General features: G+C 64.5%; 32 protein-coding genes. 10 read left to right on the top strand and 22 right to left on the bottom strand.

The genetic code is table 11. The features are described from left to right. Positions 1–10: 10 nt before the first annotated feature. The 4 genes from tolB to tolQ are packed head-to-tail and all read right to left on the bottom strand — an operon-like array spanning position 11 to position 3,582. Positions 11–1,387: a Tol-Pal system beta propeller repeat protein TolB gene (tolB, locus tag JQ632_RS29490; protein ID WP_212406157.1), complete on the bottom strand. Its 1,377-nt coding sequence runs from the start codon at positions 1,385–1,387 to the stop codon at positions 11–13. 22 nt (positions 1,388–1,409) lie between these two features. Further along, the gene (locus JQ632_RS29495; RefSeq protein ID WP_212406183.1) at positions 1,410–2,363 is read right to left on the bottom strand and encodes a cell envelope integrity protein TolA; all 954 of its coding nucleotides are present in this window, start codon (positions 2,361–2,363) and stop codon (positions 1,410–1,412) included. Between the two features lie 10 nt (positions 2,364–2,373). Further along, a complete protein-coding gene (tolR, locus tag JQ632_RS29500; protein WP_212406158.1) occupies positions 2,374–2,826 on the bottom strand; it encodes a protein TolR in 453 nt (150 codons plus the stop codon). 39 nt (positions 2,827–2,865) lie between these two features. Then, positions 2,866–3,582, bottom strand: coding sequence for a protein TolQ (tolQ, locus tag JQ632_RS29505; RefSeq protein ID WP_212406159.1), 717 nt, complete (start codon positions 3,580–3,582; stop codon positions 2,866–2,868). 626 nt (positions 3,583–4,208) lie between these two features. Between tolQ and JQ632_RS39715 the strand changes: the two genes are divergently transcribed. The 4 genes from JQ632_RS39715 to ggt all read left to right on the top strand — a co-directional run bounded on the left by JQ632_RS39715 (position 4,209) and on the right by ggt (position 7,059). Further along, positions 4,209–4,433, top strand: coding sequence for a hypothetical protein (locus JQ632_RS39715; protein WP_249152617.1), 225 nt, complete (start codon positions 4,209–4,211; stop codon positions 4,431–4,433). Then, entirely contained in the window at positions 4,430–4,618 is a 189-nt protein-coding gene (locus tag JQ632_RS39720) for a hypothetical protein (RefSeq protein WP_249152618.1), read from the top strand. The genes JQ632_RS39715 and JQ632_RS39720 overlap by 4 nt, the downstream gene beginning before the upstream one ends. Continuing rightward, complete coding sequence (locus tag JQ632_RS39725) at positions 4,584–5,096, top strand: hypothetical protein (RefSeq protein WP_249152619.1); 513 nt, start codon at positions 4,584–4,586, stop codon at positions 5,094–5,096. The genes JQ632_RS39720 and JQ632_RS39725 overlap by 35 nt, the downstream gene beginning before the upstream one ends. Before the next feature lie 247 nt (positions 5,097–5,343). Next, the gene (gene ggt / locus JQ632_RS29520) at positions 5,344–7,059 is read left to right on the top strand and encodes a gamma-glutamyltransferase (RefSeq protein WP_312015677.1); all 1,716 of its coding nucleotides are present in this window, start codon (positions 5,344–5,346) and stop codon (positions 7,057–7,059) included. A 193-nt stretch (positions 7,060–7,252) separates the two neighbouring features. On the opposite strand, the gene JQ632_RS29525 is transcribed toward ggt, so the two are convergent. Together JQ632_RS29525 and JQ632_RS29530 are read right to left on the bottom strand one after the other, a co-directional pair. Beyond that, entirely contained in the window at positions 7,253–7,963 is a 711-nt protein-coding gene (locus JQ632_RS29525; protein ID WP_212406161.1) for an SDR family NAD(P)-dependent oxidoreductase, read from the bottom strand. Then, positions 7,960–8,625: a 2-hydroxychromene-2-carboxylate isomerase gene (locus JQ632_RS29530; protein ID WP_212406162.1), complete on the bottom strand. Its 666-nt coding sequence runs from the start codon at positions 8,623–8,625 to the stop codon at positions 7,960–7,962. The genes JQ632_RS29525 and JQ632_RS29530 overlap by 4 nt, the downstream gene beginning before the upstream one ends. A gap of 204 nt (positions 8,626–8,829) precedes the next feature. Here JQ632_RS29530 and JQ632_RS29535 point away from each other — a divergent pair, with 204 nt between their 5' ends. Beyond that, entirely contained in the window at positions 8,830–9,339 is a 510-nt protein-coding gene (locus JQ632_RS29535) for a helix-turn-helix domain-containing protein (RefSeq protein ID WP_212406163.1), read from the top strand. A 21-nt stretch (positions 9,340–9,360) separates the two neighbouring features. On the opposite strand, the gene JQ632_RS29540 is transcribed toward JQ632_RS29535, so the two are convergent. From JQ632_RS29540 to JQ632_RS29585, 10 genes are all read right to left on the bottom strand, one after another. Continuing rightward, positions 9,361–10,128, bottom strand: a complete 768-nt coding sequence (locus tag JQ632_RS29540) for a serine acetyltransferase (protein ID WP_212406164.1) — start codon at positions 10,126–10,128, stop codon at positions 9,361–9,363. 169 nt (positions 10,129–10,297) lie between these two features. Next, the gene (locus JQ632_RS29545; protein WP_212406165.1) at positions 10,298–10,555 is read right to left on the bottom strand and encodes a hypothetical protein; all 258 of its coding nucleotides are present in this window, start codon (positions 10,553–10,555) and stop codon (positions 10,298–10,300) included. 76 nt (positions 10,556–10,631) lie between these two features. Continuing rightward, positions 10,632–10,802, bottom strand: a complete 171-nt coding sequence (locus JQ632_RS29550; RefSeq protein WP_212406187.1) for a hypothetical protein — start codon at positions 10,800–10,802, stop codon at positions 10,632–10,634. Positions 10,803–10,985: 183 nt separating this feature from the next. Then, positions 10,986–11,477 (bottom strand): DUF2852 domain-containing protein, encoded by a 492-nt coding sequence (locus JQ632_RS29555; protein ID WP_212406166.1) that lies wholly within the window; start codon positions 11,475–11,477, stop codon positions 10,986–10,988. A gap of 120 nt (positions 11,478–11,597) precedes the next feature. Further along, positions 11,598–12,350: a TetR/AcrR family transcriptional regulator gene (locus JQ632_RS29560; RefSeq protein WP_212406167.1), complete on the bottom strand. Its 753-nt coding sequence runs from the start codon at positions 12,348–12,350 to the stop codon at positions 11,598–11,600. Between the two features lie 180 nt (positions 12,351–12,530). Beyond that, positions 12,531–12,893, bottom strand: coding sequence for a hypothetical protein (locus JQ632_RS29565; RefSeq protein WP_212406168.1), 363 nt, complete (start codon positions 12,891–12,893; stop codon positions 12,531–12,533). Positions 12,894–12,948: 55 nt separating this feature from the next. Further along, positions 12,949–13,353 (bottom strand): YciI family protein, encoded by a 405-nt coding sequence (locus JQ632_RS29570; RefSeq protein ID WP_212406169.1) that lies wholly within the window; start codon positions 13,351–13,353, stop codon positions 12,949–12,951. Positions 13,354–13,485: 132 nt separating this feature from the next. Beyond that, positions 13,486–13,902: a YciI family protein gene (locus JQ632_RS29575; protein ID WP_212406170.1), complete on the bottom strand. Its 417-nt coding sequence runs from the start codon at positions 13,900–13,902 to the stop codon at positions 13,486–13,488. A 144-nt stretch (positions 13,903–14,046) separates the two neighbouring features. Next, on the bottom strand, positions 14,047–14,700 hold the full coding sequence (locus tag JQ632_RS29580; RefSeq protein WP_212406171.1) for a glutathione S-transferase family protein: 654 nt from the start codon (positions 14,698–14,700) through the stop codon (positions 14,047–14,049). A 131-nt stretch (positions 14,701–14,831) separates the two neighbouring features. After that, the gene (locus JQ632_RS29585) at positions 14,832–15,212 is read right to left on the bottom strand and encodes a cupin domain-containing protein (RefSeq protein WP_249152620.1); all 381 of its coding nucleotides are present in this window, start codon (positions 15,210–15,212) and stop codon (positions 14,832–14,834) included. Between the two features lie 91 nt (positions 15,213–15,303). On the opposite strand from JQ632_RS29585, the gene JQ632_RS29590 reads away from it, so the two are divergent. Both JQ632_RS29590 and JQ632_RS29595 read left to right on the top strand, forming a co-directional pair. Continuing rightward, complete coding sequence (locus tag JQ632_RS29590; protein ID WP_212406172.1) at positions 15,304–16,092, top strand: SDR family NAD(P)-dependent oxidoreductase; 789 nt, start codon at positions 15,304–15,306, stop codon at positions 16,090–16,092. 129 nt (positions 16,093–16,221) lie between these two features. Next, positions 16,222–16,653: a hypothetical protein gene (locus tag JQ632_RS29595; RefSeq protein WP_212406173.1), complete on the top strand. Its 432-nt coding sequence runs from the start codon at positions 16,222–16,224 to the stop codon at positions 16,651–16,653. A gap of 42 nt (positions 16,654–16,695) precedes the next feature. Here the strand turns inward: JQ632_RS29595 and JQ632_RS29600 are convergent, their stop codons facing one another. The 4 genes from JQ632_RS29600 to JQ632_RS29615 form a co-directional block, all read right to left on the bottom strand. Next, positions 16,696–17,109: a VOC family protein gene (locus JQ632_RS29600; RefSeq protein WP_212406174.1), complete on the bottom strand. Its 414-nt coding sequence runs from the start codon at positions 17,107–17,109 to the stop codon at positions 16,696–16,698. A gap of 24 nt (positions 17,110–17,133) precedes the next feature. Then, positions 17,134–17,670 (bottom strand): SRPBCC family protein, encoded by a 537-nt coding sequence (locus JQ632_RS29605; RefSeq protein WP_212406175.1) that lies wholly within the window; start codon positions 17,668–17,670, stop codon positions 17,134–17,136. A gap of 182 nt (positions 17,671–17,852) precedes the next feature. Beyond that, the gene (locus JQ632_RS29610) at positions 17,853–19,163 is read right to left on the bottom strand and encodes an RNA polymerase sigma factor (RefSeq protein ID WP_212406176.1); all 1,311 of its coding nucleotides are present in this window, start codon (positions 19,161–19,163) and stop codon (positions 17,853–17,855) included. Next, the gene (locus tag JQ632_RS29615) at positions 19,160–19,528 is read right to left on the bottom strand and encodes a YciI family protein (RefSeq protein ID WP_212406177.1); all 369 of its coding nucleotides are present in this window, start codon (positions 19,526–19,528) and stop codon (positions 19,160–19,162) included. The genes JQ632_RS29610 and JQ632_RS29615 overlap by 4 nt, the downstream gene beginning before the upstream one ends. Before the next feature lie 145 nt (positions 19,529–19,673). On the opposite strand from JQ632_RS29615, the gene JQ632_RS29620 reads away from it, so the two are divergent. Then, complete coding sequence (locus JQ632_RS29620) at positions 19,674–20,639, top strand: glyoxylate/hydroxypyruvate reductase A (protein WP_212406178.1); 966 nt, start codon at positions 19,674–19,676, stop codon at positions 20,637–20,639. Between the two features lie 50 nt (positions 20,640–20,689). Here JQ632_RS29620 and JQ632_RS29625 read toward each other — a convergent pair whose 3' ends face one another. Next, positions 20,690–21,268 (bottom strand): hypothetical protein, encoded by a 579-nt coding sequence (locus JQ632_RS29625; protein WP_249152621.1) that lies wholly within the window; start codon positions 21,266–21,268, stop codon positions 20,690–20,692. 149 nt (positions 21,269–21,417) lie between these two features. Here JQ632_RS29625 and JQ632_RS29630 point away from each other — a divergent pair, with 149 nt between their 5' ends. Then, the gene (locus tag JQ632_RS29630) at positions 21,418–23,385 is read left to right on the top strand and encodes a methyl-accepting chemotaxis protein (protein WP_212406179.1); all 1,968 of its coding nucleotides are present in this window, start codon (positions 21,418–21,420) and stop codon (positions 23,383–23,385) included. Positions 23,386–23,461: 76 nt separating this feature from the next. Here JQ632_RS29630 and JQ632_RS29635 read toward each other — a convergent pair whose 3' ends face one another. Next, positions 23,462–24,118 (bottom strand): TetR/AcrR family transcriptional regulator, encoded by a 657-nt coding sequence (locus tag JQ632_RS29635; RefSeq protein ID WP_212406180.1) that lies wholly within the window; start codon positions 24,116–24,118, stop codon positions 23,462–23,464. A 109-nt stretch (positions 24,119–24,227) separates the two neighbouring features. Between JQ632_RS29635 and JQ632_RS29640 the strand changes: the two genes are divergently transcribed. Next, the gene (locus JQ632_RS29640; RefSeq protein ID WP_212406181.1) at positions 24,228–24,872 is read left to right on the top strand and encodes a glutathione binding-like protein; all 645 of its coding nucleotides are present in this window, start codon (positions 24,228–24,230) and stop codon (positions 24,870–24,872) included. Positions 24,873–25,078: the final 206 nt, after the last annotated feature.

Raw genomic sequence — 25,078 nt, forward strand, 5'->3', positions numbered from 1 at the left:
AACCGCGTCGTCAGCCGGAGGTTGACGACAGCAGCGGCGACCAGGCCGGGTCGGACGCGTAGCCCGGCGTTGGCACCTTCTGCTCGTTACGTCCTGAAATGTCGACGGAGTAGAGCGACGGCCCGCCGGCGCCGCCGGGATCGCGGAAGAACATCACCACGCGGCCGTTCGGCGCGAAGGTCGGGCCTTCATTGTGGAAGCCCGAGGTGAGGATGCGCTCGCCCGAGCCATCCGGCTTCATGATGCCGATCGCAAACTGTCCGCCGCCCTGTTTGGTGAAGGCGATGTAGTCGCCGCGCGGCGACCACACCGGCGTCGAATAGCTGCCGTTGGTGTCGTCCTTGGAGAAGGAGATGCGCTGCGCCGCTCCGCCGCTCGCCGACATGACGTAGATCTGCGGCCTGCCGCCGCGATCGGACTCGAAGCAGATCCGCGTGCCGTCGGGCGAATAGGACGGCGAGGTGTCGATCGCCGGCGTGTCCGTCAGACGCGTGGTCGAGCGCGAGCGCAGATCCATCACGAACAGGTTGGAGTTGCCGCCCTGCTGAAGGCTCATGATGACGCGCTGGCCATCCGGCGAGAACCGCGGCGCAAAGGTCATGCCGGGGAAGTTGCCGACGATCTCACGCTGCCCGGTCTCGATATTGTAGAGATAGACCTTTGGATCGCCCTGGCCGAATTCCATGTAGGTGATTTCCTGGGAATTCGGCGAGAAGCGCGGCGTCAGCACGAGGTCGGAGCCGCGGGTCAGATAGCGCACATTGGCGCCGTCCTGGTCCATGATCGCGAGCCGCTTGACGCGGCGCTCCTTGGCGCCGGTCTCGTCGACGAACACCACGCGGCTGTCGAAATAGCCCTTGTCGCCGGTCAGGCGCTCGTAGATCTGGTCGGAGATGATGTGGGCGATGCGCCGCCAATATTCCGGCGAGGTGAAGTATTGCTGGCCGGTGAGCTGCTGGCCCGAGGCGACGTCCCAGAGGCGGAATTCGGCCTTGAGGCGGCCGTCCGGCTGCCGCGTCATGCGGCCGGTGACCAGCGCCTGCGCGTTGATGGTCTTCCAGTTCTGGAATTGCGGCGCGACGTCGATGTTGCTGATGCGCTCGATGAAGGCGGCCTGATCGATCGGGTTGAAAAGTCCCGAGCGCTTCAGATTGTTGGTGATGACCTGGGTGACGCCGACGCCGACCTCGCCGTCGGACGGCGAGCCGGGCACGAAATTGGTGATCGCGATCGGCAGTGCCGCGACATTGCCTTCGGGAATGACGAGCTTGGTCTGCGCTCTCGCCATCGATGGCAGCAGGAGGCCGGCGGCCGTCCCTGCGCAGCCGAGCAGAAGCTGGCGACGGTCGAGCGGCAAAGGCGGAAGCGGAAATGATTTCACGGACATCGAAGGCTCGTTTTTCAAAATATCAACTGCGGAACATGGATTTTGGATCGAAGTCGATATCCATGAACTTCCATTGTTCGAAGGTTTCCGGGCGCAGCATGTTGTAGGGCTGTCCCTGCAGCACGGCGCGAACCGCAGCTTCCGCCGCAGCCTGATAGCGCGGCGAGGAGCCGGTCGAGACCACCTGCGGCGGCTGGGTCAATCGCTTGTCCGGCCCAAGATGGATGCGCACCGTCACGAACAGCTCCTCGGGATGCTCGATGCCGGGCTGCACGTTCCACAGGCTCGCAAGCCGCGCCCGCATCGCATCGAGCTCGGACTGCGACAGCGTCGCGGCCGTGCCGCGCGCGGTACCGAGCGAAGCTGATGCGTTCAGCGTCGTGCCGGTGATCGCCTGACGTGTAGGATCGCGCTTGTCGAGCAGCGCTGCGATCTTGGTCTGGTCGAAGGTGCGTTCCTGCTTCGGCTTCGGCGGCTGCGGCTGGGCCTGCTGAACGGGCTTCGCCTCCTGCTTCGGCGTCGGCTTCTTGGCTTCCTGCTTCTTGATCGCTTCGGCGATCGGATCTTCCTTGGCCGGATCAGGCTTCTTTTCAGCCTGCTTCTGCTCTTCCTTCGGCTTGTTCTCGACGACCGGCTTCGGCGGATCGGGCTTCTTCTCGACCGGCTTCTCCACCGGCTTCGGCGGCGGCTCTGGCGCGGATGAAGTGACGATTTCCTTCTTCTCGGTCACCTTGCCGATATTGTCTTCGACGGGTTTGGCCTCGGCGACCTTCTCGACCATCGGCTTGGGCTTGTCCTTCTCGCCGGTCTTGATGCCCTGCGTGATCTTGGACAATTGGTCGGCGGAGATGATGTCGACGGGAAGCGATTCCATCGGCGGGGCTTCCATCGAGCGCGACGAAAAGGTGACCATCCCCCACCCAAGCACGAGGACATGGAGGGCAATCGACGCAACGAGTGTCTTGTCGACGTTCACCTTCACCAGTCTAGGTCCCCTGCTCCACTTCGGTGACGAGCGCCAGCTTCTTGAAGCCGGCGCCGGACAGCCGGCCCATCACCTGCGCCACCGTCCCGTAATCGGCCTTCTTGTCGGCGCGCATGTAGATGCGCTCTTCGAGGCCGCCGCGGGCGTCCGTGATCGCCTTCAGCTTCGGGATCAGCTCGTTGATCGCGACCTCGGTGTCGTTGATGAAGACCTTGCCCTTGGAATCGACCGAGAGCTGCAGCGGCTTCTGGTCGTTGGTCTCCAGGCTCTTGGCCTGGCTCTGCGGCAAATCGAGCGGCACGCCGACCGTGAGCAGCGGCGCCGACACCATGAAGATGATCAGCAGCACCAGCATCACGTCGACCATCGGCGTGACGTTGATTTCGGCCATGACCGGCTTGCGCCGGCTGCGGCGGCCGCCGCCACCGGACGAACTGGCTACGTTCATCGCCATGATCTGAAGCCCACGCTCAAGCCCATACTATACCGTCCGTTACGCCCGCTCGTCGATCTGGCGGGACAGGATGGCCGAAAATTCATCCGCAAAGCCCTCGAGCCGCTGGGCCTGCCGGTTCACCTCGGACGTGAACTTATTGTAGAAAATAGTGGCAGGAATGGCGGCGATAAGGCCGATTGCGGTGGCAAACAGCGCTTCGGCAATACCGGGCGCGACCACCGCCAGAGAGGTATTTTTCGAGGCCGCGATCGACTGGAAGCTCGACATGATGCCCCAGACGGTGCCGAACAGGCCGACAAAGGGCCCCGCCGAGCCGACGGTGGCGAGCACCAGCAGGCGGCGCTCCAGCCGCTCGATCTCGCGGGAGATCGAGACGTTCATGACCTTTTCGATGCGCATCTGCAGGCCCGCGACCGAGCGGGCGTGGCTTTCGAAAGACCGCTTCCACTCGCGCATCGCCGCCACGAAGCAGGCGGCCATCGAATGCGTCGGCTTGGCCGAGAGCGTGCGATAGAGTTCTTCGATCGACTCGCCGGACCAGAACGCCTGCTCGAAGCGATCCATCGAACGGCGGGTGCGGGCATAGAGGAAGATCTTGTCGATCGCGATCGCCCAGACCCAGACCGAGCAGGCCAGGAGTCCCAGCATGACCGCCTTCACGATCCAGTGAGCCTGCCAGAACAGCGCAATCAGCGACACGTCGGCGGAAGCCGCGATCGGAAGGGCTGACTGAGCGACGTCGGCCGGATTCATAGGCAGTATCCTCTCAAGGCGATCGATCCACGTCTTCCCGGGAGCAAAATGGGCTGCCGGTTTCCCAAGGCCACGCACCCACGGCGCGGCTCGCAAGCCCGCTCAAAGCCTTGTCTTTTCGGTTTGCAGCGGCCCGTCCGAAGCCGGCCGTCTGCTTTCCCCGCCAAGATGTCAAAACTAAGGGCTCTGGGCGCGACTTTTACGCATCTACCAGACGCCAGCGATAGTTAATGCGGGGTTACTGGGGCTGAATTTGGCTGCCGGAAAGGGAGGCGGTGCAGGGGGTTGGCGGAGTTTTGGTGGGGCGGAGCCGCCTGCCCGGGCTTGCGCCGGGTTCCCTCGCCCCTTGCTGGCCAGTGTTAGAGAGGGGGTACCCCCAGCCCTCCCCGTCATGCCCGGGCTTGTCCCGCCTGCGGGGCCGAAGCCCCCTTCGGCGCGGCGAAGGCCCGGGCATCCACGTTCTTCGTGCAGCGGGAAAGGTCGTGGATGGCCGGGACATAGGCGAGCGGAAGCGACGCCGTCCTTCGGACGGCCTATGCCCGGCCACGGTGTGGAAACGAGTGTGGAGGGAGCGCAGTTCGCTTCATGGCGACACTGCAACTCCTCAATCGCATGGAGGCAGACGCATGGCGTTCGCCATCAAGGCCGAGGTTCGCGATGAGCGGGCGAGAACATTCGCATTCCCGGCACAAAAAACGATGTATGGCGGCAAGCATATCGCCGCGGGCGATACGATCTTCGTATTCGCGAGTGAGAACGAGGGCGGAAAGGTCTCATCGCACGCGGGATCGTCACGTCCGCCGAGGTGGTCGCCAGGAAGCGCGGCATCATCAGGCAGACACCGCGCGTGAGCATCATCGTCCGACGCACCGCGCTCGCGAAGCGATCGCTGGGGCGGCACGAGCTCAAGGCATTTGCCGACTGGAAGGACGGCCGACCCGAGACCGAGCTCAATTTCAAATTCTATCGTCAGGCGACGAACAAGATCGTCGGCATCTCCGATGAAACGGCGGCGTTCCTCAGCGCGTTGCTTTGAGATCATAGGGCGCGTTGAAGACATCGTTGTGCAGTTTGTGCCACGCGCCGGAGTTTCCCCCGCGCGGTCGGCGGTACAGCACCTATTGTCTTTGCCTGCAAACCGCCTGACAGTCTCTGGTGGGCCGCTCGTCAAACAACTGATGGTAGTGGCTGGCGAACTGCCCGACGACTTCGTACGGGAGAACCTCATGGAACAGATTCTGATCAACCTCGTTGCGGGCGCGCTTGGTGGAATTGGGGCAGGCAAATCGTCGCCGACATTCGACCTCGGAATGGCTGGAAACATCATATCCGGTTTGGTCGGCGGCGGCGTGCTCGGTCAGATCGCGACGTTGCTGCTTCCCTCCGTCCTCGCCGCGGCACAATCGGGCAATCTAAGCGTCGGCGGCATCGTCTCGCAGGTTGTCGCCGGCGGCGCCGGCGGGGCCATCCTCACGGCGATCATTGGCGCCATCAAGAACAAGGCTGCCGCCTGATCCGTCAGGCGCTGCGCCTTGCTTCGAGGTCCGCACGTCGGGCTCGAACGACCCAGCGCGTTCGGGCTGCGGGCTTTGCACGACGGTCAGCGGTTCCAGATCCGATTTGAGTTTCGTGCCGGGCTGGATGTCGCGATGATCCTATGGCGAGCGAGCATGCCCTGATAGGGTGCGCTCGTCGCTAACAACATGCGCCGGAATCACCGGCCCTCCCAGGGAGCTCCCCTTGCAGAATCCAGGAACAGGCGTGCGGTGGATAACCGCCGCGATCGTGTCAATCAGCATCACCACGTTCGCCCCGGCGCGCGCGGCGTCCGTTGCACCGATCGCCGCAGAAAACGGCATGGTGGTTTCCGCGCAGCATCTGGCAACACAGGTCGGCGTTGACGTGCTCAAGCGCGGCGGCAATGCCGTCGATGCCGCAGTGGCCGTCGGTTATGCGCTGGCGGTCGTCTATCCGGCGGCCGGCAATCTGGGCGGCGGCGGTTTCATGACGATCCAGCTCGCCGACGGTCGCAAGACGTTCCTCGATTTCCGCGAGACGGCTCCCAAGGGCGCCACCGCCAACATGTATCTCGACAAGGACGGCAACGTCATCAAGGGTATCTCGACCAAGGGGCATCTCGCCGTGGGTGTGCCGGGATCGGTCTCCGGCATGGAATATGCGCGCGAAAAATACGGCACCATGAAGCGCGCCGACTTGCTCGCTCCGGCGATCCAGCTCGCCGAGCAGGGATTTGCGCTCGACCAGGGCGACATCGATCTGCTGCGCACGGCGACCGACGATTTCAAGGCCGATCCGGCGTCCGCCGCGATCTTCCTCAACAACGGCCAGCCCTTCAACGTGGGCGAGAAACTTGTGCAATCCGAGCTCGCCAAGACCCTGCGCGAGATCAGCAGCAAGGGCACCGACGGCTTCTACAAGGGCTGGGTCGGCGGCACCATCGTGGCATCGAGCCAGGCCGGTAAAGGCCTGATCACACAGGAGGACCTCGACGGCTACAAGACGCGTGAGCTCGCACCTGCCGAATGCGATTACCGCGGCTACCACGTGGTCTCCGCGCCGCCGCCGAGTTCGGGCGGCGTCATCATCTGCGAGATCCTGAATATCCTGGAGGGCTATCCGCTCAGGGAGTTGGGCTATCACTCCGCGCAGGCGACGCACGTTCAGATCGAAGCCATGCGCCACGCTTACGTGGACCGCAACAGCTACCTCGGCGATCCCGACTTCGTGAAGAACCCGCTCGACCGACTGCTCGACAAGAACTACGCGGCCAAGATCCGCGCCGTGATCGACCCGAACAAGGCCGCCGTGTCCAAGGACATCAAGCCGGGCGTCGAGCCGCATGAGGGCAGCAACACCACGCACTATTCGATTGCGGACAAGGACGGCAACGCGGTGTCGGTGACGTACACGCTGAACGACTGGTTCGGCGCCAAGGTGACCGCCGCCAAGACCGGCGTCCTTCTCAACGACGAAATGGACGACTTCACCGCCAAGGTCGGGGTACCGAACCTGTATGGCCTGGTGCAGGGCGAGGCCAACGCGATTGCCCCCGGCAAGCGTCCGCTGTCCTCGATGAGCCCGACCATCGTCACCAGGGACGGCAAGCCCGTCATGGTCGTGGGCACGCCCGGCGGCAGCCGCATCATCACCGCCGTGCTCCAGACCATGATCAACGCCATCGACTACGACATGAACGCGCAGGAAGCCGTCGACATGCCGCGCATCCACCAGCAATGGCTGCCGGACCTGACCAACGTCGAGAACTATGCCCTGTCGCCGGATACGCGCAAGATTCTGGAAGGCATGGGCCACAAGTTCGGCCCGCCGCAACCTGCCAACCATTTGGCGCTCATCATCGTCGGCGCGCCGTCGCTCACCGGCAAGCCGGTCGGCAACAATCGCTACTATGGTGCGAACGATCCCCGCCGCAACTCGGGGCTTGCTGGCGGGTATTGAGTCAATCGCCTCCACTGCTGTCATACCCCGCGACCCGGCGACGCCAAGGCTTCGCCGGGGCTTGCGGTCTTGGGGCGCCGAAGCTTTAGCGTAGGCGGCAAGCGGGGTATCCAGTACGCCGCGGCTTCTCCGCATCTCACTGCTGTCTCTGGAATACTGGATTGCCCGCCTTCGCGGGCAATGACAGCGTGGGTCACCACTTCTCCTTCGACGTCCGCACGTCGAGCTCGAACGACCAGGCGCGCTCGGGCTGGCGGTAGAGGAACGCAAAACCGTCGACGATGCCCTCGATGCTGATCAGGGTCTCCTGCCGGTTCGCGGCATCGGGGAAGCGCGTCATGATCTTGTCGCCGGCAATCGCACCGTCGACCACGACATGGCCGACATGGATGCCGTCGGCGGCGTATTCCTTGGCCATCGCCTGCGCCAGCGTGCGCAGGCCCGCCTTGGCGGAGTTGAAGGCGCCGAAATTCGAGCGGCCGCGCAGCGAGGCACTGGCGCCGGTGAACAGCAGCGTGCCGCGCTTCTTCGGCACCATGCGGCGGACCGCCTCGCGGCCGAACAGGAAGCCGCCGAAGCAGGCGACGCGCCACGCCTTCTCGAAATAGTCGGCCTCCATGTCGATGATCTTGCCGGGCGTGTTGTTGCCGGCGTTGTAGATCGCGAGATCGAGATCGTCGCCGGCGGCATTGAAGAGATCTACGATATCAGCCTCGCGCGTCGCGTCCGCAACCGCGGGCACGGCCTTGCCGCCGGCCTTCTCAATGTCATTGGCAACCGCCTCGAGCGCCGACAGCGTGCGGCCCGCGACGATCACCTTCAACCCGTCGGCCGCAAAGCGCTTGCAAAGCTGCGCCCCGAGCCCGCGGTCAGGTCCGACGCCGATCACGATGGCCGTCTTCATGGTGCGCTCCCACCCACTGCCGCAACGCGCGGCTTTGCCGCGCCGAGTTGCACAACAATCTCGTCCTCGACGTCCCGGAGCTGGTCCTTGCCAAAAAACATCTCGTCATTGACGAAGAAGGTCGGCGAGCCGAACGCGCCGCGATTCACCGCGTCCTGCGTCAGCTCCATCAGGCGGCTCTTCACCGCCGGCTCCTGCGATTTTGCTGCGATCAGGTCGAAGTCGAGGCCGGAGGCCGTGAGTGCAGACCGCATCACCTGCGGATCGTCCATCTTCTTCGGCTCTTCCCACATGTGATGATAGACGGCGCGGAAATACGGCTCGAACAGGCCGAGCGCCTGCGCCGCGACCGCGCCGCGCATCAATTGCAGCGTGTTGACCGGAAAGAACGGATTTGACCGGAAGCCGGTGATGCCGTGCCGGCGCAGGAAGCGCGCGGTCTCGATAGTCATGTAGTCGCGCTTGTTCTTGATGTCCTTCAGCGTCTCCGCCGGCGAGGCGTTGCCGGTCAGCTTGAAGATGCCGCCGAGCAGCACCGGCACGTAATCGAATTTCACGCCGGTACGGCGCTCGATGTCGGGGATGACGCGGTCGGAGAGATAGGCGTTGGGACTGCCGAAGTCGAAGAGGAATTGCACCTTCACGGCTTGCACATTCGACATGACCGTCTCCCTCGCCTTGCGGCCGCATTCCGGCAGCGATCTTGCCGCAAGGCATATAGTTCTAAAATAGAACTGTCAACTTTATCGTGAAATACGGTGATTTCAGTACAATTTGCAAGCATGTCGTGGCTTTAATTCCGTTTTGGAATTTTATATAAGAACAGGGAATACGTTGGAAAATCAGACGCTTTCGAGGACTTGACGATGCGCTGGGACTCGCTTGAACAGGAACGCTGCTCGGTGGCGCGCACGGTTGCCGTGATCGGCGACCGCTGGAGCCTCCTGATCCTGCGCGACTGCTTCCTGCGCGTGCGCCGCTTCGAGGAGTTTCAGTCGCGGCTCGGCGTCACCCGGCACGTGCTGGCCGACCGGCTGAAGAAGCTCGTGCGCTTCGGCGTGCTGCGGCGCGCGCCCTATCAGCAGAATCCGACGCGCTACGAATACATCCTCACGCAGAAGGGGCTCGACCTCTATCCCGTGGTGATGGCGATCGTGCACTGGGGCGATACCCACATGGTCGACGAGCGCGGCCGCCCGCTGCTGCATGAGCACAAGAGCTGCGGAAAAATGTTCGATCCGGTGATGGTGTGCTCGGAATGCGGCGAGCCGATCGTCGCCAAGCAGGTTCACGTCCACGCCGGTCCTGGTGCTGCGGAAGGCGCAGCCGAGGAGATGGCCGCGCGCGCGACCGAACTATCGGCCCGCGCGAAGTGACGCCGGCGCCAGCCGCAGCGATCAGGCCGCGGGGGCCGGCTCGGGACAATTGGTCAATCGCGCGGGATGGCCGACCGCGGTGCAGCCGGCAGGGACATCGCTCGTCACGACCGAGTTGGCGCCGATCTTCGCGAAATCACCGACCCGGATATCCCCGAGAATCGTGGCTCCGGCGCCGATGAAAACGCCGCGGCCGATCCTTGGACTGCGGTTCGGAAGCCCACCCTGCCGGCCAATGCTGACATTCTGGAGAATTGTGACGTCGTCGCCAACCACGACATTTGCGCCGATCACGATTCCCGTCGCGTGATCCAGGAAAACCGATGATCCGATCCTGGCCGCGGGATGAATGCTGACTTGCAAGACGTTGGACGATTCATTTTGAAGGAGCAGCGCCAGATCAGTGTGATCGTGACGCCAGAGCCAGTTCGAGACGCGCCAGGCCTCGAGCGCAACATAGCCCTTGAAGTGCAGGAGCGGCGACAACAGTCCGGTGAGGGCCGGATCGCGGATCGCGATGGCTTGCAGGTCACGGCTCGCCGCCTCGACCAGCTCCGGCTCGTCGCGAAAGGCGTTGCTGCACAGTTTTGTAAATTGCGCCCGCGCGACGGCATCGCCGCCGAGCCGGCGTCCGATCAGGTCGGACAGCGCAGCCGCAAGGTTCTCATGAATCAGAATGAAGTTCGACAGGGCCGCGCCGAATACGGGATCGGCGGCGACCGCGCGTTGCGCCTCGCTGCGGATCTCCTGCCAGAGGTCATCGCTCGATACGATCGCAGCTCTCGCCATTGCGCCCTCCAGTCACCGTAGCATAGCAGGGAGGACGAATATAGGATGCCTGCCGCCGGCTCGCCAGTTCAGGCCAAAGGCCCCCGCCCGGTCAAGCCGAGCGCGTAGAGCCAGCCGCCGAGCGCGACGAGCACCGGCAGCATGTACAGCGCAAAGTCTTGCAGCACGATCATGCCTCAAAACTCCGTTGCGCGAATGCGACGGCACGCTCGAGTGCGAGATAGGCGAGCCAGTACAGGAAGCCGCTGAGAAAGACTTTCCAGGACTCGCCGATCTGCATGTTCGGATAGAGTTCGACATGCGTCGGCCAGCCACGCAGATAGGCGATGACCGTCGGCACCACAAAGCCATAGCGGCCAAACAGCATCGACGCGCGCTCCAGCAGCGCGAGGCGGTTTCTGATTTGTTTGCGTCGGGCGTTGGTCATGGCACTGCAGGGGGCGCGGCGGAATGCCTCGCCTTCCCTGCTTTGTCGGCCCTGGCGGCGTTCGGGTTCTGGCGAGTTAGCGAGGCCGGGCCGGCTCTGTGACAACGCCACACAACGACCGTCCCCCGCCGCAGCTGCGAAAATGGCAGTCCGGATCGAGCGCACAGCCGCCATAGACGAGGCCGACATAGCCGACCACCGCAACAAAGGTCGCGCCGAGCAGGAATCGGGTCCAGGCGTCCATCATGGGCTTCGTTCACGATTGCGCGACGCGGCGTCAGAGCAGCGCGCACGAAGCTTGGTGTCGGGAAGCGGCGTTCAGGTTCTGCCCTTCCAAAACCAAACCGCCCGCCTGCGGATCTCGCAGACGGGCGGCTCGGGGCCATCAGGACTTTGGGGGCATTGCGCCTGAAGGCTTTGAGGGTTCGGCTCAGCCTTGCTGCGGCTGGTCGTTCGGCGGGGTCGGGCGCTGCTTGTGCTGCGCCATGAACTGGTCGAACTCTTCCTTGTCCTTGGCGTGGCGGAGCCGGGTCAAGAATTCCTTGAACTCGCGCTGCTCTTCCTCGAGGCGCTGCAGCGTCTCGGTGCGGTATTCGTCGAAGGCGCGGTTGCCGGAGGTCGGCGGGCCAAAGCCAAAGCCAAAACCGCGGCGCTCCATGCGGTCGCGCATGCGGTCCATCTTGTACTGCATCCGCTCCATCTTGTTCTGCCAGCGATCGCTGTCACGGTGACTCCAGCACGACATTCTTCTGCTCCCGAGTGTGAAAAAGAGAAGGGCAAGTCCGATCGGCCACCAGATGATGAAGCCGAGCACCGTCACGGCGATCCAGCCGGGATGCCAGGGCGTGTCGAGCATGTGGGGGCGATGATAGGTTTCGTCCGAAGGGCCGCGCCATCGATTGACATCTGCGGTGTAGGCCATTTCCGTCTCCATCACGGCATCTCAGCCGTTGTGAATGTAAATAACATTTACATAGCTAGCCCATCTCTTGTTTTTGTCAAGCCAGCCGCCCGACAGGTCCGGTAAATTATTTGCGCAATTTTATTTCGGCTTGCCCCAAGGACCACCGGGAGTGCCGCCGGGCGGGACGGAAGAACCGGAGGAGGCCTCCGGTGGGACCGGTGGCGGCTCGGCGCCTTTGGGCGGCGGCCGGCGGTCGGTCGGGAAGCCGAGGCCGCGCAGGTAGATCAGCACTTCGGCTTCGAGCAGTTCGTCCGGCGTCATCGGCAACTTGCGCCGCGCCGCATCGCCGCGGGAGAACAGCGAGGCCACGCCGTGCGCCATCGACCAGATGTGCAGCGCCATCATCATCGCCGGCGGACGCGGCATACCGGGCGGCGCCAGTGCTGCGAGCCGTTCGGCGGCGGCGCGAATAATGCTGAAAGCGCGCTCGCTGGCAGCGAGCAAAGCGGGATTGGCGTCGGCCGGAAGGCCGGATTCGAACATTGCCGAATAGAATGCCGGCTCCTCGCGGGCAAAGGCGAGATAGGCCTTGCCGACACGCTCGAACGCCGTGACGGTATCGGGGCGGCCGTCGTCCCAGGCCGCGGTCAGCCGCTGCTCGAACTGCTCAAAACCGCGCTGGGCGATCGAGGACAAGAGCTCGTCGCGGTCGCGAAAATGCCGGTACGGCGCTGCCGGGCTGACGCCGGCCATGCGGGCGGCATCGGCAAAGGTGAAGCCGGCCGCGCCCTTCTCGGCGATCAGCCCAAGCGCCGCCTGCAACAGCGCTTCCTTCAGGTTGCCGTGATGATAGCCGCGCTCGGCGCGGCGTTGCTCCTTGCGCCAGCTCATGTGAAAGGCTTTTACATGAGCCGGACGCGAAGGTCACTAGCGGAGAGCTGGACGAAAGACCGTGTCATTCCGGGATGCGCCGCAAGCGCAGGCCCCGAATCCATTCATCCAGCGTCTCGGCGGCCCGATGGATTCCGGGCTCGCGCTCCGCGCGCCCCGGAATGACGGGGAGGTGAGAGACTAGCCGCCGGGGATCGGCAGAACCGGCATGATCTCGACGCGCTCGCCGGGGAAGATCGCGAAGTGCGGGTGGTTCTCGAACATCTTGGCCGCGGCTTCATGAGAGGCGGCGCGAACGACAGTGAATGCGCCCATCTCATTGGCGATGTCGACGACGCCCTTCCCGTCGACCTTCTTGGTCTTGCCAAGCGGGCCGCCCATCGCCTGGATCGCGCTTTGGTGCTTCTCGACCCAGCCCTTCCAGGCCGCCATGCCCTCCAGCTCTTTCGCCTTGCGCTCGGCGTCGGACATCGCATTCCAGGCGGCCCATTTCGGGCTGTTCTTGCTGCCGAGGAAAACGGCGAGATAGGTGTCGGTGCTCATCGGTTCTCTCCTTGTTGATCGATTGACGACAGCCGCGAATTCATTCGCGGCCGTCCTACTTCTTCAGATCATCGAAGCCGGCGGCGGCCTGCTGCACCTCCGGCGAAAAATCGGTCATCTCCTGCACCTGGCGGATCTCGATCACTTCATTGGCCGAGGCCGGACACTTCTTGGCCCAGGCAATCGCCTCGGCACGCGAGGCGACCTCGATCATCCAGTAGCCGCCGAGCACTTCCTTGGCCTCGGCAAACGGACCGTCGGTGACGAGCGGTTCGCCAGTCGCAAAAGAGACGCGCGCGCCCATCGACGGCGGATGCAACCCGTCCAGCGTGATCAGCACGCCGGCGTCCTTGAGCTCCTCATTGTAGCGCATCATCGCGGCGACGCGCTCGGGATCGAGCTGCACGTCCGACGGCGCGGTCTCGTAGCCGAGGGGGATCATCAGCATCATGAAGCGCATGGGTGTCCTCGTTGCTTTGTCATTCCGGGATGCGCCGTAAGGCGCAGACCCGGAATCCATTGATCAGCGGTCTCAGCGGCCTGATGGATTCCGGGCTCGCGCTTCGCGCGCCCCGGAATGACGGCTACACCGTCACTTCTTCGCCGCGTGGGCGCGGGTACGCGCGTCCTGCTCGAGCAGCTCGGGCGTCAAGGCCTCGCCAAAATCCTCGGCCGAAAACACCTGGCGGATCTCGACCTCGGAGCCCGGCGCGAACGGGGCGCGCTTCATCCAGGAAATTGCCTCGTCGAGCGAGGCGGTCTTGATCAGCCAGAAGCCGGAAATGAGGTCGGACGTCAGGTTGAACGGGCCGCGCATGACGCCGGCCGCGCCGCTCGCATATTTGACCCGTGCACCCTTCACCGTCGGATGCAGTCCCTCCCCGGCCTCGATCACACCGGCCTTGGCCATCTCCTCGTTGAACTTGCCCATCGCGGCCAGCATGTCCGTCGTCGGCATCTTGCCGGCTTCGGTATCCTGGTTCGCTTTTACGATCACCATGAAACGCATTGTCGTGCTCCGTTTGCTCTTGTTTTTCAGGCCGAGATCACCGGCGCTCATCCATAAGACGAACCAGCCGATGCGCTCCCGACACGCCGGTGAAAATTATTTGCGAGGTAGAGGCCGGAAACCAACCCTGCTGGCCGGCATGCGTCACGCCTCCTTCGGGAACATGTCGAAATAGGGTTCGGCCTCCCTGAGAACGCGCGCGATCGAGGAACGTGCCTTCAGCCGCTCGACATAGGCCGCGATATTGCGGTGTTCGGAGCCGAACGGCTCGACCCTGTCGGCATAGAACAGCGCGGGGAATGCCGCGCAATCGGCGAGCGTGAAAACCTCGCCCACGGCGTAGGGCCCGCGCGCCATCTGCTGCTCGATCATCGCGTAGGACGAGCGGATCCGCGCCCGCGCCGCCGCGACCCCGAACGGGTCCTTGCTGTGCTGCGGGCGCAAACGGTCGCCGACGATTTCCTGCATCGGGAGATGGACATAGAGATCGAACAAGCGGTCGGAGAGCCGCGCCTGCAAAGCAATGTCGGGATTTTCAGGGATGAGGTGCGTACGGCCGGGATAATGGCGGTCGATATATTCGATGATGATGCTGGATTCCGGCATCGTCTCGCCGCGCGCAGCATCGACCAGCACCGGAAACTTGCCGATCGGCCACAGCTTGAGAAACGCCGCGCGTTCGGCGGGATCGCCGAGATTGACCAGGTTCGGCGTGAACGCGACGTCATTCTCGTAGAGCCCGATCAGGGCCTTCCAGCAGAAGGACGACAACGGATGGAAATGCAGTGTGAGCGACATGGAAACTCCTGGTCCTCTTGGTCTTGTTCCTGGTCCCGGCAACGGAACGCGACGTGTCCGCTGGAAGACGAAAGGGCCCCGGCCACTCCGACAATCCCGGACGACATAATTGGCGCGCCGGCGCGTGCCGTTCAGGCCTCCCACCGCCGCGTCGGCGCGGCCGCGCCGTCGGGCGTCGCCTCGAAGATCGGCGAAGCCAGCACGGCGTGGACGTAAAGCGTACCCGCCCCCACATTGCGGAAGCCGTGCTTGCGATGCGCGGGCACGATCAGCGATTGGCCCGCCGTCACCGTCATGTGCTGCGCGTCGAGCCATATCTGTGCCGTGCCCTCGCGCACGGTCAGCACCTCCTCGACCGGATGGCTGTGGGTCGGCGCACCGGCACCGGGGGCGACCCACTGCTCGAAGATGCAGAGCGCGGCCGCGCCATTGCGCGCCGACGTCACCATGCGGGTCTTGACGCCCGGCCGCCACTCTTCAATTGCGACCGCGCCGGGATCGATGGGCGGCATGAGGAAAACCTTTCTTGACGGAACAAAAGCGAAGTAAAACGCGCTGAGAGCCGCGCCTCGCGGCCGCGCGGATACAAGGACAGAATAGCAAATGCCGTCAGCCCAGCAAAAAGTCGCCCTCGTCACCGGAGCCGCACGCGGCATCGGGCTTGCGACCGCCAAAAAGTTCCTGGCCGAGGGCTGGTGCGTGGCGCTGCTCGACATCGAGGGCGAATTGCTCGGCCGCGCAACAGCCGAGATCGCGCGGCCGGGTGAGACGCTGGCGCTGACCTGCGACGTCTCGGACGCGGTTGCCGTGGCGGCCGCGATAAAACAGATCGAGCAGCGCTTCGGCCGGCTCGACGCGCTGGTGAACAATGCAGGCATCGCGGTGTTCGCCCCGCTGATGGAGACGTCGGATGCGGACTTCTGCCGCGTGCTCGAGGTCAATCTCACCGGCCCCTTCCTCTGCACCAAGGCGGCCGTGCCCCTGATGCGCGAGCATGGCGGCGGCGCGATCGTCAACATCACCTCGATCTCGGCGGTGCGCGCCTCCACGCTGCGCTCCGCCTACGGCACCAGCAAGGCGGGGCTCGCGCACCTGACAAAGCAGCTCGCGGTCGAGCTCGCCGCGCTCAACATCCGCGTCAATGCGGTCGCGCCGGGCCCGGTCGATACCGCGATGGCCAAGCAGGTGCATACGCCGGAAATCCGCGCCGACTATCATGACGCCATCCCGCTCAACCGCTACGGGCTGGAAGAGGAACTCGCCGAAGCGATCCTTTTCTTCTGCTCGGAACGCGCGAGCTACATCACCGGACAAATTTTGGCCGTCGATGGCGGCTTCGATGCGGCGGGCATCGGTCTGCCCACGCTGCGCGGGCAGCGCCGGAACGGATAGGCGCCTGAGTTTCGTAGGGTGGGCAAAGGCGCAAAGCGCCGTGCCCACCATCTCTCGGAGATTCGCGGCGCCAACGGTGGGCACGCTTCGGTTTGCCCACCCTAGGAAATCGAACGTGTGGAGTGGACCATGCAACGCGCCGTCAAAGCCGGAATCTTCGTCGCCGCGCTGCTTGCGTCCATCCCGGCCCATGCCGAAATCCGCATCATCCAAAGCCCGGGCGGCCAGGTCCGGCCGTTCCTCGAACTGTTCGACAAGGTGCGCGAGACCGGCGAGCGGGTGGTGATCGACGGGCCCTGCTTCTCCGCCTGCACGCTGGTCCTGAGCATCGTGCCGGGTGAGCGCATCTGCGTCACCAAGCGCGCGGTGCTCGGCTTCCACGCCGCGCGCTCGGTCGACCGGCGCGGCCGCTTCTACGCCGAGCCGGAGGCGTCCGAAGCCGTGCTTGCCGCCTATCCCGGCCCGGTGCGCGACTGGATCAGCCGCCACGGCGGTTTGACGTCGCGGCTGCTGCTGTTGAAAGGACGGGACCTCGCGGCGATGTATCCGCGGTGCAGGTGAGACCGCCCTTGCTTACCCTCCCCTGGGGGGGAGGTAAGACTCTCACATCCCTTCGGCCGGGCAGTTCACCATCCAGGGGATGCCGAACTGATCGACGCACATGCCAAAGCCCTTGGCCCAGAAGGTCTTGCTGAAGGGCATGGTGACGGTGCCGCCGTCGGCGAGCGCGTTGAACTTGCGCGCGGCTTCTGCAGGATCGGTGATGGTCAGCGAGATCGAAAAGCCCTGCACCTTCTCAACGTGCTCGGGCGGCGCGTCGGAGGCCATCAGGACGCTGCCGTCGGGAAACGACATCCGCGCATGCATGATCGTGTTCTCGCGGCCCGGTGCTGCCGGCATGTCCGGCGGCGCTTCCGACGAGCGCAGCATCCGGTCGATCTTGCCGCCGAGAACGCGGGCATAATAGGTGAAGGCTGCTTCACACTTGTCCTGATAGAACACATAGGGATTGAGCATGTTTCTCTCCTTGACGTGACGCGGCTACTTCTCGGTGAGCTTTTTCAGGCTGACGAGGCCGGCCTCGAAATCCTTGCCGATCATGTTGTCGAAGTTCATGAACACCTGCATCAGCTTGGACATGAACGGGGCCGGACCGTACATCGCCCACGTGACCAGTGTTGCATCGCCCTGCGGCACCATTGTGAACTCGGCGGTGTTGTGACCCTCGAACGGCCGCTCGAAATCGAGCTTGATGCGGATCTTTGACGGTGTGCTCGCCTCGAGGATCTCCATGCGGCCGGCGCCGACATTGTTGTTCCCGTCCCAGGCATAGGTCGCGCCCTTGCCCTGCTCGGCGCCGCCAAAGCTGCGCTTCATGGCGGGATCGCGCCCCTCATAAGGCGACCAGCCGGTCCAGAAGTGGAAATTGGCGATCATGGGATAGATCACATCCGCGGGCGCCTTGACGGCGAGCGAGCGTTCGACGCGAAAACTATCGGGCTTGGTCGCGGCGAGCGCGAGGACGACGACGATGCCGACCGCGAGCACGATGGCAATGATGGTGATGGCTTTCAACATGATGGGCTCCTTGGAACTGGCCTAAGGACGAAGAAGGGTGTGCGGAATCGACATAGGCGAACAATTTTTTTCTGGAATCATTCCGGGGCGATGCGAAGCATCGAACCCGGAATCTCGAGATTCTCAGGTGCGCAATTGCGCACCATAGTTCGATGCTACGCATCGCCCCGGAATGACGTCGGTCACCTCGCCTTGGCGCCCTTGTTGCCCTTGTTTTCGCCCTTGCCCTTTTCCTTGGGCTGGCTGTCCCTGATCAGCCGGTCGATGTGCATGCGGATGTGCGCCGCTTCGGCCGAGGTGTTGGCGAGCGCGATGGCGCGGTCGAAGGCGACCCGGGCTTCGTCGTTGCGGCCGAGCTGCATCAGGAACGCGCCGCGAACGCCGTAGAAATGAAAGTAGTTGGCGAGCTTTGGCGCCAGCGGCTCGATCATCGCGAGCGCCGCCTCGGGTCCGCGTACCTTCGAGGCCGCGACTGCGCGATTGAGCGTCACCACCGGCGAGGGCTGCGCCAACTCTAGCGCGCCATAGAGCAGGTCGATCTGCGCCCAGTCGGTTTCCTCCGGCGTCGCCGCGCGCGCGTGAAGGGCGGCGATCGCGGCCTGGATCTGGTAGGGCCCGGTGCGGCGGTGGCGCATCGCCTTGTCGATCAGCGCGAGCCCCTCGGCGATCATGTTGCGGCTCCAGCGCGAGCGGTCCTGGTCTTCGAGCAGGATCAGCGATCCATCGGGTGCAAAGCGCGCCTCGCTGCGCGCATGCTGCAACAGCAGCAGCGCCGTCAGGCCCATGATCTCCGGCTCGCTCTGGAACAGCCGCAAGAGCAGCCGCGCCAACCGGATCGCCTCCTCGCACAGGGGCTTGCGGATCGCGGCGGTGTCGCCGCTCGCCGAATAACCCTCGTTGAAGATCAGGTAGATCATCGCAGCGACGCCGGCGAGCCGCTCGGACCGCTCGATCGCGCCCGGCGCCTCGAACGGCACGTCGGCGTCCGCAATGCGCGCCTTCGCGCGCGTGATGCGCTGCTCCATCGCCGCTTCCGAGACCAGGAAGGCGCGCGCGATCTGCTTCACCGTGAGGCCCGAGACGATGCGCAACGCCAGCGCGATCTGCTGCGTCGCCGGCAATTCCGGATGGCAGCAGATGAACATCAGCCGCAAAATGTCGTCGCGGTAGTGCGAGCCGTCGAGCCGCTCGGCGAGCGCGCCTTCGGCATCGTCGAGGTCGGAGATCGCCTGGTCGTCCTCGGGCAGCGGCTGCTGCTTGCGGCTGCGGCGTACCTCGTCGATCGCGACGTTGCGGCCGACCATGATCAGCCAGGCCGCGGGATCGCGCGGCGGCCCGTTCTGCGGCCAGGTTTTCAGCGCGCGCAAGGACGCGTTCTGGAACGCTTCTTCCGCGGTGTCGAGATCGCGGAAATAGCGCAAGAGCGCGCCGACCGCCTGGGGACGCGCGGAGGTGAGCGCGGTCTCGATCCAGGCGGCGTCGGTCTCACTCACGTCAGATTCCCTCCGGGCCTGAACACGCCGACCGGGCGCACCTCATAGGCACCGCCGGGATTGGCCGAGCCGAGCTCGCGCGCGACGTCGAGGGCGTCGTCGAGATTCTTGCAGTCCACGATGTAGAAGCCGAGCAGTTGCTCCTTGGTCTCCGCATAGGGACCGTCGATCACCAGCGGCGGATCCTCCTTGCGCAAGGTGGCTGCCGCCGTGGTCGGCAGCAGCCGCGCAACGGGACCGAGTCGGCCCTGGCTGGTGAGCTTGTCCTGCACCACGGCGAGCTTCTTCATCACGGCTTCGTCCTGTTCCTTGCTCCAGGAACCGACAAAATCCTCGTCGTGATAGCAAAGGATGGCATAGAGCATGGCCAACAAATCCTGTTCTCATCATGAAGACGACCCACTATGCCCTGCCCCGACATTGCTGCGGAAATTTTTTGCGGGAAATATCCCGCCAGTCGTGTCAATGAGACGCCCTGACAACGAGCTGCGGAAGAGTGGGATACAAGGAATGACGAAAGGCGCGCTGGCCCTCCTGATCAACAGCAACGCGCAGAACTGGTCGCCCGAGCGCTGGAAAGCGCGGTTCGACGCAGTCTGCGGCGACCGCCTCGTGACGCTGCTGCCCAATGCCGGCCTCGATCCGGCAAGCGTCCACTATGCTGCGGTGTGGAAGCCGGTTCCGGGCACGCTGGCGGCCTTCCCGAACCTGCGCGCGATCTTCAATCTCGGCGCCGGCGTCGATGCGCTAATGGCCGATCGCACGCTGCCGGCCGTACCGCTGGTCCGCGTCGCCGTGCCCGACCTGACGGGGCGGATGACCGAATATGTCGTGCTGCACGTGCTGATGCATCATCGGCAGGAGCTTTACTTGCGGCAATCCCAGCGCGAGAAGATCTGGGAGCCGACATATCAATGGCCGGCGAGCGCGGTCACGGTCGGGATCATGGGCCTCGGCACGCTCGGCATCGACGCCGCGGGCGTGCTGAAACGGCTCGGCTTCCGCGTCGTGGGCTGGAGTCGCAGCGCGCGCATGATCGAGGCCGTCGAATGTTTTCACGGTGACGCCGGGCTCGATGCGTTCCTCGGCCAAAGCGACATCCTGGTCTGCTTGTTGCCGCTGACGCCGGAGACCCGCGGCATCCTCAACCGCGACGTCTTCACAAAACTCAACCGCAAGGGTCCGCTCGGCGCGCCCGTGCTGATCAATGCCGGCCGCGGCGGCCTGCAGAACGAGGCCGATATCCTCGCCTGCCTCGACGACGGCACGCTGGGCGCTGCCTCGCTCGACGTCTTCGTGCAGGAGCCTCTGCCGGCGGACAGCCGGTTCTGGAGCCACCCCAAGGTGGTGCTGACGCCGCACAATGCGGCGGACACAGATGCGGATGAGATATCGAAATACGTCGCCGCTCAGATCGCGCGCTTCGAGGCTGGCGGGTCGCTCGAAAATGTGGTGGATCGCGCGCGGGGGTATTAGGCCCACTGTCGTTCCGGACAAGCGCGCGTAGATCCGGGACGACTGATGAGTTAGCGGCGGGCGCCAAATGCCAGCGGCGAGGCGCCCGGCGGTAACGTCGAATGGATGTCGCTGTCGACCAGTCCGGGCGATTGCTGCTGGGTGAAGCTCGCGCCGAACGACAGGCTGAGATTCGACGTTGGACGGAACTCGATCCCCGCGCTGGCGCGATAGCCGCCCGGTAGCGTCGATGAGGTGGAGTCGAATGGCGTCAACGGCGGGCCAGCGGGGCCATAATTGTATTTCAATGTATCGAAGCCGGTGTAGAGCGTGACCGGTGAATTGGCAAAATTGTAGCCGAACTTGACGCCTTCGGACGACAGCGTACCGAAATTACCGAATGCCCGGGCCTGATCGAAGCCGTTCATGCTCCACGCCGCACTGCCACGAGAGCTGGACATGAACCAGCCCTTCGGAAGCCCGGCCTGCGGATCGCTGGCATCGAAGGGCTGACTGTCACCCCACCCCATCAGCCCGCTCGAGCTCAGATAAGGTACCGGCGCTGTCTGCGCATGGGCCGTCCGCCCGCCCAGGCAGAGCGCCGGCAACATCAATCCGAGAGCAAACCAGCGTGCGAAGCTGAACGTCATCCGTGGACCCTTCGAGTGCATGCGAATTATACGCACCCGCTCTCGCGAATGCCAGATTGGCCCGGCCCCATTCGGACGCCCCCTGTTCACTGTCTCTTAGCGAGAAGTTGATAATCGTTCTCAACCAAACCGATCAGAACGAGACAGACATGCGGGCAACGCTCGGCCTCAGAATGCGCATCACCGTCGCCCTGGCGGTCACGGCGGCGGCCACGGCCCTGTTCGCCGTGCTCGGGGCGATGTGGATCATTTCCGGCATCATCGACCGCGCCGACCAGCGCGAGCTGCGCAGCCACTACGATGCGCTCCAGTCTCGCATTTCAGAGGAATCCCACCGCGCGGCCGCGATGAGCGCCGTCGTGGCCGCCATGCCCGCCACGCAGGAGGCGATGGCCAAACAGGATCGCGAGGCGCTGGTGCGGCTGTTCGGGCCGGTGTTCGCCGCCATCAAGTCGGACTATGGCGTCGATCAGTTCCAGTTCCATGTCCCGCCTGCGACGTCCTATCTGCGCGTCCATCAACCGGCCAAGTTCGGCGACGATCTCTCCGGCTTTCGCAAGACCGTCGTCCTCGCCAACGAGCAGCGCAAGGTCGTCGTCGGCCTGGAGGGCGGCGTGGCCGGGCTCGGCATTCGCGGCGTGGTACCGATCGCCCAGGCCGGCAAGCATCTCGGCACCGTGGAATTCGGCCTGACCTTCGGCCAGCCCTTCCTCGACGACTTCAAGCTCAATCGCCATGTCGACGTCGCCTTCCATCTCTCCGACGGCACCGCCTTCAAGCTGTTCGGCGGCACGTTGAAGGGCCGCAGCTTCTTCGATGCGGCCGACTACGGCCGCGCGTCCACCGGCAGCTTCACGGTGCGGCAGGACAAGCTCGACGGCACGCCCGTGGCGGCGCTGCTCGGGCCGATCAAGGACTTTTCCGGAAAACCGCTCGGCGCGGTCGAGCTGGTGATGGACAATGCCGACTACGAGGCCTCCGTCGACCGCGCGCGGTGGCTCGCGATCGGCATTGCCGGACTCGGGCTCGTGCTAGCCGCGATCGTCGGCTATTTCATCGCCCGCAGCATCTCCCGTCCGATCATCTCCATCACTTCGGTGATGCGCGAGCTCGCCGACGGCAGGCTCGACGTGACCATGCCCGTCGGCAGCTCCAAGGACGAAGTGGGGGAGATGGTCAAGGCGGTCGCCGTGTTCCGCGACAACGCGATCAGCGTCAATCGCCTTCAGGCCGAGCAGGCCGACGCCAAGGCGCAGTCGGAGGCGGAGAAGCGTCGGGCCCTTGCCGCGCTCGCCGACAATTTCGAGTCCAGCATCCGCGACGTCGTCAACTCGGTATCCGCGGCCGCGGTCGAGATGGAGCAGACCGCGCGATCGATGTCAGATATCGTCGAGCAATCCAACCGGCAGACCCGCGCGGTGTCGTCCGCATCCGCGCTCGCCTCCGAGAATGTCCAGACGGTGGCGACCGCGGCGGAAGAGCTGTCGTCGTCCATGACCGAGATCAGCCGGCGCCTGGCGCATGCCACGGAGGTGGTCGGCCGCGCCGCGAACGACGGACGACAGTCCAACGCGCGCGTGCAGAGCCTTGCCGACGCGGCGCAGAAGATCAGCGACGTCGTCTCCTTCATCAACGGCATCGCCAGCCAGACCAATCTGCTCGCGCTGAACGCGACGATCGAGGCGGCGCGCGCCGGCGAAGCCGGCCGCGGCTTTGCCGTCGTCGCCTCCGAGGTCAAGGCGCTCGCCACGCAGACCGCCAAGGCGACCGAGGAGATCGGCGCGCAGGTGACAGCCGTCCAGGGCGAAACGACCGGTACCGTCGAGGGCATCCAGTCGATCTGCACGACGATCCAGCAAGTGGACGAGATTTCCGCCGCGATCGCCGCCGCCGTCGGCCAGCAGGGCACGGCCACGCAGGAGATTGCCCAGAACGTGCAGCAGGCCGCCGCCCGCACCGGCGAGGTCTCGCAAAACATCGCCGGCGTCAGCGAGGGCATCGTGGCCACGGGCGCGGCGGCGGAGGAAGTGCTCGGCTCGGCCGTCGAGCTCAGCAGGCAATCGCAGCGGCTGCGCGATGAGGTGGATCGTTTCCTCGCCAACGTCCGCGCGGCGTAGGCGCACGACACTCTCACTGTCGTCCCGGCGAAGGCCGACAGCGGAAATTGTGACTGCGCTTGCCCGCCAGGACAGACTAAGCTTTGGCGCCTGCCCCAATCATCACATCAATCGCGCCGTTCACGATTGCCTCGAGCTCCTTGCGCGGCACGCGGGCGCGCGATCGTATCGCGATACTGTGCACGGTCGCTGACGCGAGCTGCGCCAGCACGGCAGGATCGGCGCTCTCGGGCAACTCGCCCTTCTCCTTGGCGCGGCGGAAGCAGAGGGCAAACGCCTTGTCGAGTTCGGAAAGGCCGTCCAGCACCATGGCGCGGATGTCGGGATCGCCGACGGCTTCGGAGGCCGCCGTCACCACGGTGAAGCAGCCGCGCGGCCCCGTCTCGCCGGAGAGATAGATGTTCAGCGCCGAGGCAAAGATGCGCTCAAGCCGCTGCCGCAGCGGCAGCTCCTGGCGAAAGATGTCACCCATCGAAGCGCGCGCCTCGTCGCGGTAGCGCTGGTAGCTCTTGATGTAGATCTCGCGCTTGTCGCCGAAGGCGCCATAGAGGCTCGGCCGGTTCATGCCGGTCGCCTCGGAGAGATCGTCCAGCGACGTCGCGGCAAAGCCCTGGGTGCGGAACAAGTCGAGCGCCTTGCCGAGCGCAACATCCGGCTCATAGGCGCGCGGCCGGCCACGGCGTTTTGGCGGGGCCGGGTCGGTGATTGGCGGACCTTTGCTTTTTTGTACCATTTCGCAAAATATTCCTTGACCGGCCCCATATTATGCAAGACAGTACAAAAATCAACTTGGCCAGGTTGAACGACACTTCCCCTCAAGGAAATGCCCAAGGAGGCCCCAAGTGGATCTTTACTTCTCGCCCCTCGCCTGTTCGATGGCGACCCGCGTTGCGCTCTACGAAGCGGGCGCGGATGCGAACTATCTCGAGGTCGATTCCCCGAGCAAGACCGTGCTGAAGGACGGCTCCGACTTCCGCGCCGTCAACCCGATCGGCCTGGTCCCGACGCTGCGCACCGACGAGGGCGTGGTGCTGACGGAGAATGCCGCGATCCTGCAATACGTCGCTGATAGCTTTCCGCAATCCGGTCTCGGCACCTCGGCCGGCATCGACCGCACGCGCCTGCACCAATGGCTCTGCTTCATCGGCACCGAGCTGCACAAGGGATTGTTCGTCCCCGTGCTCGACCGCAAGGCGCCGCAGGAAACCAAGGCCTACGCGCTGGAGAAGAACCTGTCGCGGCTCGACTATCTCGACAATTACCTGAAAGGCCGCGAATTCCTGCTCGACCACTTCACGGTGGCCGACGCCTATCTCGTCACGGTCATCAACTGGACCATGGCGACGCCGCCGATCGACCTCGCCAAATGGCCGAACGTGAAGGCGTACTATGAGCGGCTGAAGGCGCGGCCGTCGGTCGCAAAGGCGATTGCCGAGGAGTTCGAGCTGTACAAGCACGAACTCGCGCGGCGGAAGGCGGCGGCTTGACCTCTTCCCCTTCTCCCCGCTTGCGGGGAGAAGGTCGGGATGAGGGGGAGTCTCTGCGAGGACGGTGATAGTTCGACTCGCGGTGAGTCCCCCTCACCCGCGCCTTCGGCGCGACCTCTCCCCGCAAGCGGCAGGGGAATCGCATATGGGTTTTCGCTAGCTATTGCATTGTAAGGCAAGACGGATTCTGAAGACGACTCCCGGGT

This window comes from Bradyrhizobium liaoningense (assembly GCF_018130955.1).
Lineage (GTDB): Bacteria > Pseudomonadota > Alphaproteobacteria > Rhizobiales > Xanthobacteraceae > Bradyrhizobium > Bradyrhizobium liaoningense_C.

What these genes read in the sequence shown, in the direction of transcription:
- tolB (WP_212406157.1), bottom strand. Translation starts at nt 1,387, where the DNA reads ATGTCCGTGAAATCATTTCCGCTTCCGCCTTTGCCGCTCGACCGTCGC.
- tolR (WP_212406158.1), bottom strand. Translation starts at nt 2,826, where the DNA reads ATGGCGATGAACGTAGCCAGTTCGTCCGGTGGCGGCGGCCGCCGCAGC.
- tolQ (WP_212406159.1), bottom strand. Translation starts at nt 3,582, where the DNA reads ATGAATCCGGCCGACGTCGCTCAGTCAGCCCTTCCGATCGCGGCTTCC.
- JQ632_RS39715 (WP_249152617.1), top strand. Translation starts at nt 4,209, where the DNA reads ATGGCGTTCGCCATCAAGGCCGAGGTTCGCGATGAGCGGGCGAGAACA.
- JQ632_RS39725 (WP_249152619.1), top strand. Translation starts at nt 4,584, where the DNA reads ATGAAACGGCGGCGTTCCTCAGCGCGTTGCTTTGAGATCATAGGGCGC.
- JQ632_RS29525 (WP_212406161.1), bottom strand. Translation starts at nt 7,963, where the DNA reads ATGAAGACGGCCATCGTGATCGGCGTCGGACCTGACCGCGGGCTCGGG.
- JQ632_RS29530 (WP_212406162.1), bottom strand. Translation starts at nt 8,625, where the DNA reads ATGTCGAATGTGCAAGCCGTGAAGGTGCAATTCCTCTTCGACTTCGGC.
- JQ632_RS29535 (WP_212406163.1), top strand. Translation starts at nt 8,830, where the DNA reads ATGCGCTGGGACTCGCTTGAACAGGAACGCTGCTCGGTGGCGCGCACG.
- JQ632_RS29540 (WP_212406164.1), bottom strand. Translation starts at nt 10,128, where the DNA reads ATGGCGAGAGCTGCGATCGTATCGAGCGATGACCTCTGGCAGGAGATC.
- JQ632_RS29545 (WP_212406165.1), bottom strand. Translation starts at nt 10,555, where the DNA reads ATGACCAACGCCCGACGCAAACAAATCAGAAACCGCCTCGCGCTGCTG.
- JQ632_RS29550 (WP_212406187.1), bottom strand. Translation starts at nt 10,802, where the DNA reads ATGATGGACGCCTGGACCCGATTCCTGCTCGGCGCGACCTTTGTTGCG.
- JQ632_RS29555 (WP_212406166.1), bottom strand. Translation starts at nt 11,477, where the DNA reads ATGGCCTACACCGCAGATGTCAATCGATGGCGCGGCCCTTCGGACGAA.
- JQ632_RS29560 (WP_212406167.1), bottom strand. Translation starts at nt 12,350, where the DNA reads ATGAGCTGGCGCAAGGAGCAACGCCGCGCCGAGCGCGGCTATCATCAC.
- JQ632_RS29565 (WP_212406168.1), bottom strand. Translation starts at nt 12,893, where the DNA reads ATGAGCACCGACACCTATCTCGCCGTTTTCCTCGGCAGCAAGAACAGC.
- JQ632_RS29570 (WP_212406169.1), bottom strand. Translation starts at nt 13,353, where the DNA reads ATGCGCTTCATGATGCTGATGATCCCCCTCGGCTACGAGACCGCGCCG.
- JQ632_RS29575 (WP_212406170.1), bottom strand. Translation starts at nt 13,902, where the DNA reads ATGCGTTTCATGGTGATCGTAAAAGCGAACCAGGATACCGAAGCCGGC.
- JQ632_RS29580 (WP_212406171.1), bottom strand. Translation starts at nt 14,700, where the DNA reads ATGTCGCTCACACTGCATTTCCATCCGTTGTCGTCCTTCTGCTGGAAG.
- JQ632_RS29585 (WP_249152620.1), bottom strand. Translation starts at nt 15,212, where the DNA reads ATGCCGCCCATCGATCCCGGCGCGGTCGCAATTGAAGAGTGGCGGCCG.
- JQ632_RS29590 (WP_212406172.1), top strand. Translation starts at nt 15,304, where the DNA reads ATGCCGTCAGCCCAGCAAAAAGTCGCCCTCGTCACCGGAGCCGCACGC.
- JQ632_RS29595 (WP_212406173.1), top strand. Translation starts at nt 16,222, where the DNA reads ATGCAACGCGCCGTCAAAGCCGGAATCTTCGTCGCCGCGCTGCTTGCG.
- JQ632_RS29600 (WP_212406174.1), bottom strand. Translation starts at nt 17,109, where the DNA reads ATGCTCAATCCCTATGTGTTCTATCAGGACAAGTGTGAAGCAGCCTTC.
- JQ632_RS29605 (WP_212406175.1), bottom strand. Translation starts at nt 17,670, where the DNA reads ATGTTGAAAGCCATCACCATCATTGCCATCGTGCTCGCGGTCGGCATC.
- JQ632_RS29615 (WP_212406177.1), bottom strand. Translation starts at nt 19,528, where the DNA reads ATGCTCTATGCCATCCTTTGCTATCACGACGAGGATTTTGTCGGTTCC.
- JQ632_RS29620 (WP_212406178.1), top strand. Translation starts at nt 19,674, where the DNA reads ATGACGAAAGGCGCGCTGGCCCTCCTGATCAACAGCAACGCGCAGAAC.
- JQ632_RS29625 (WP_249152621.1), bottom strand. Translation starts at nt 21,268, where the DNA reads ATGACGTTCAGCTTCGCACGCTGGTTTGCTCTCGGATTGATGTTGCCG.
- JQ632_RS29630 (WP_212406179.1), top strand. Translation starts at nt 21,418, where the DNA reads ATGCGGGCAACGCTCGGCCTCAGAATGCGCATCACCGTCGCCCTGGCG.
- JQ632_RS29635 (WP_212406180.1), bottom strand. Translation starts at nt 24,118, where the DNA reads ATGGTACAAAAAAGCAAAGGTCCGCCAATCACCGACCCGGCCCCGCCA.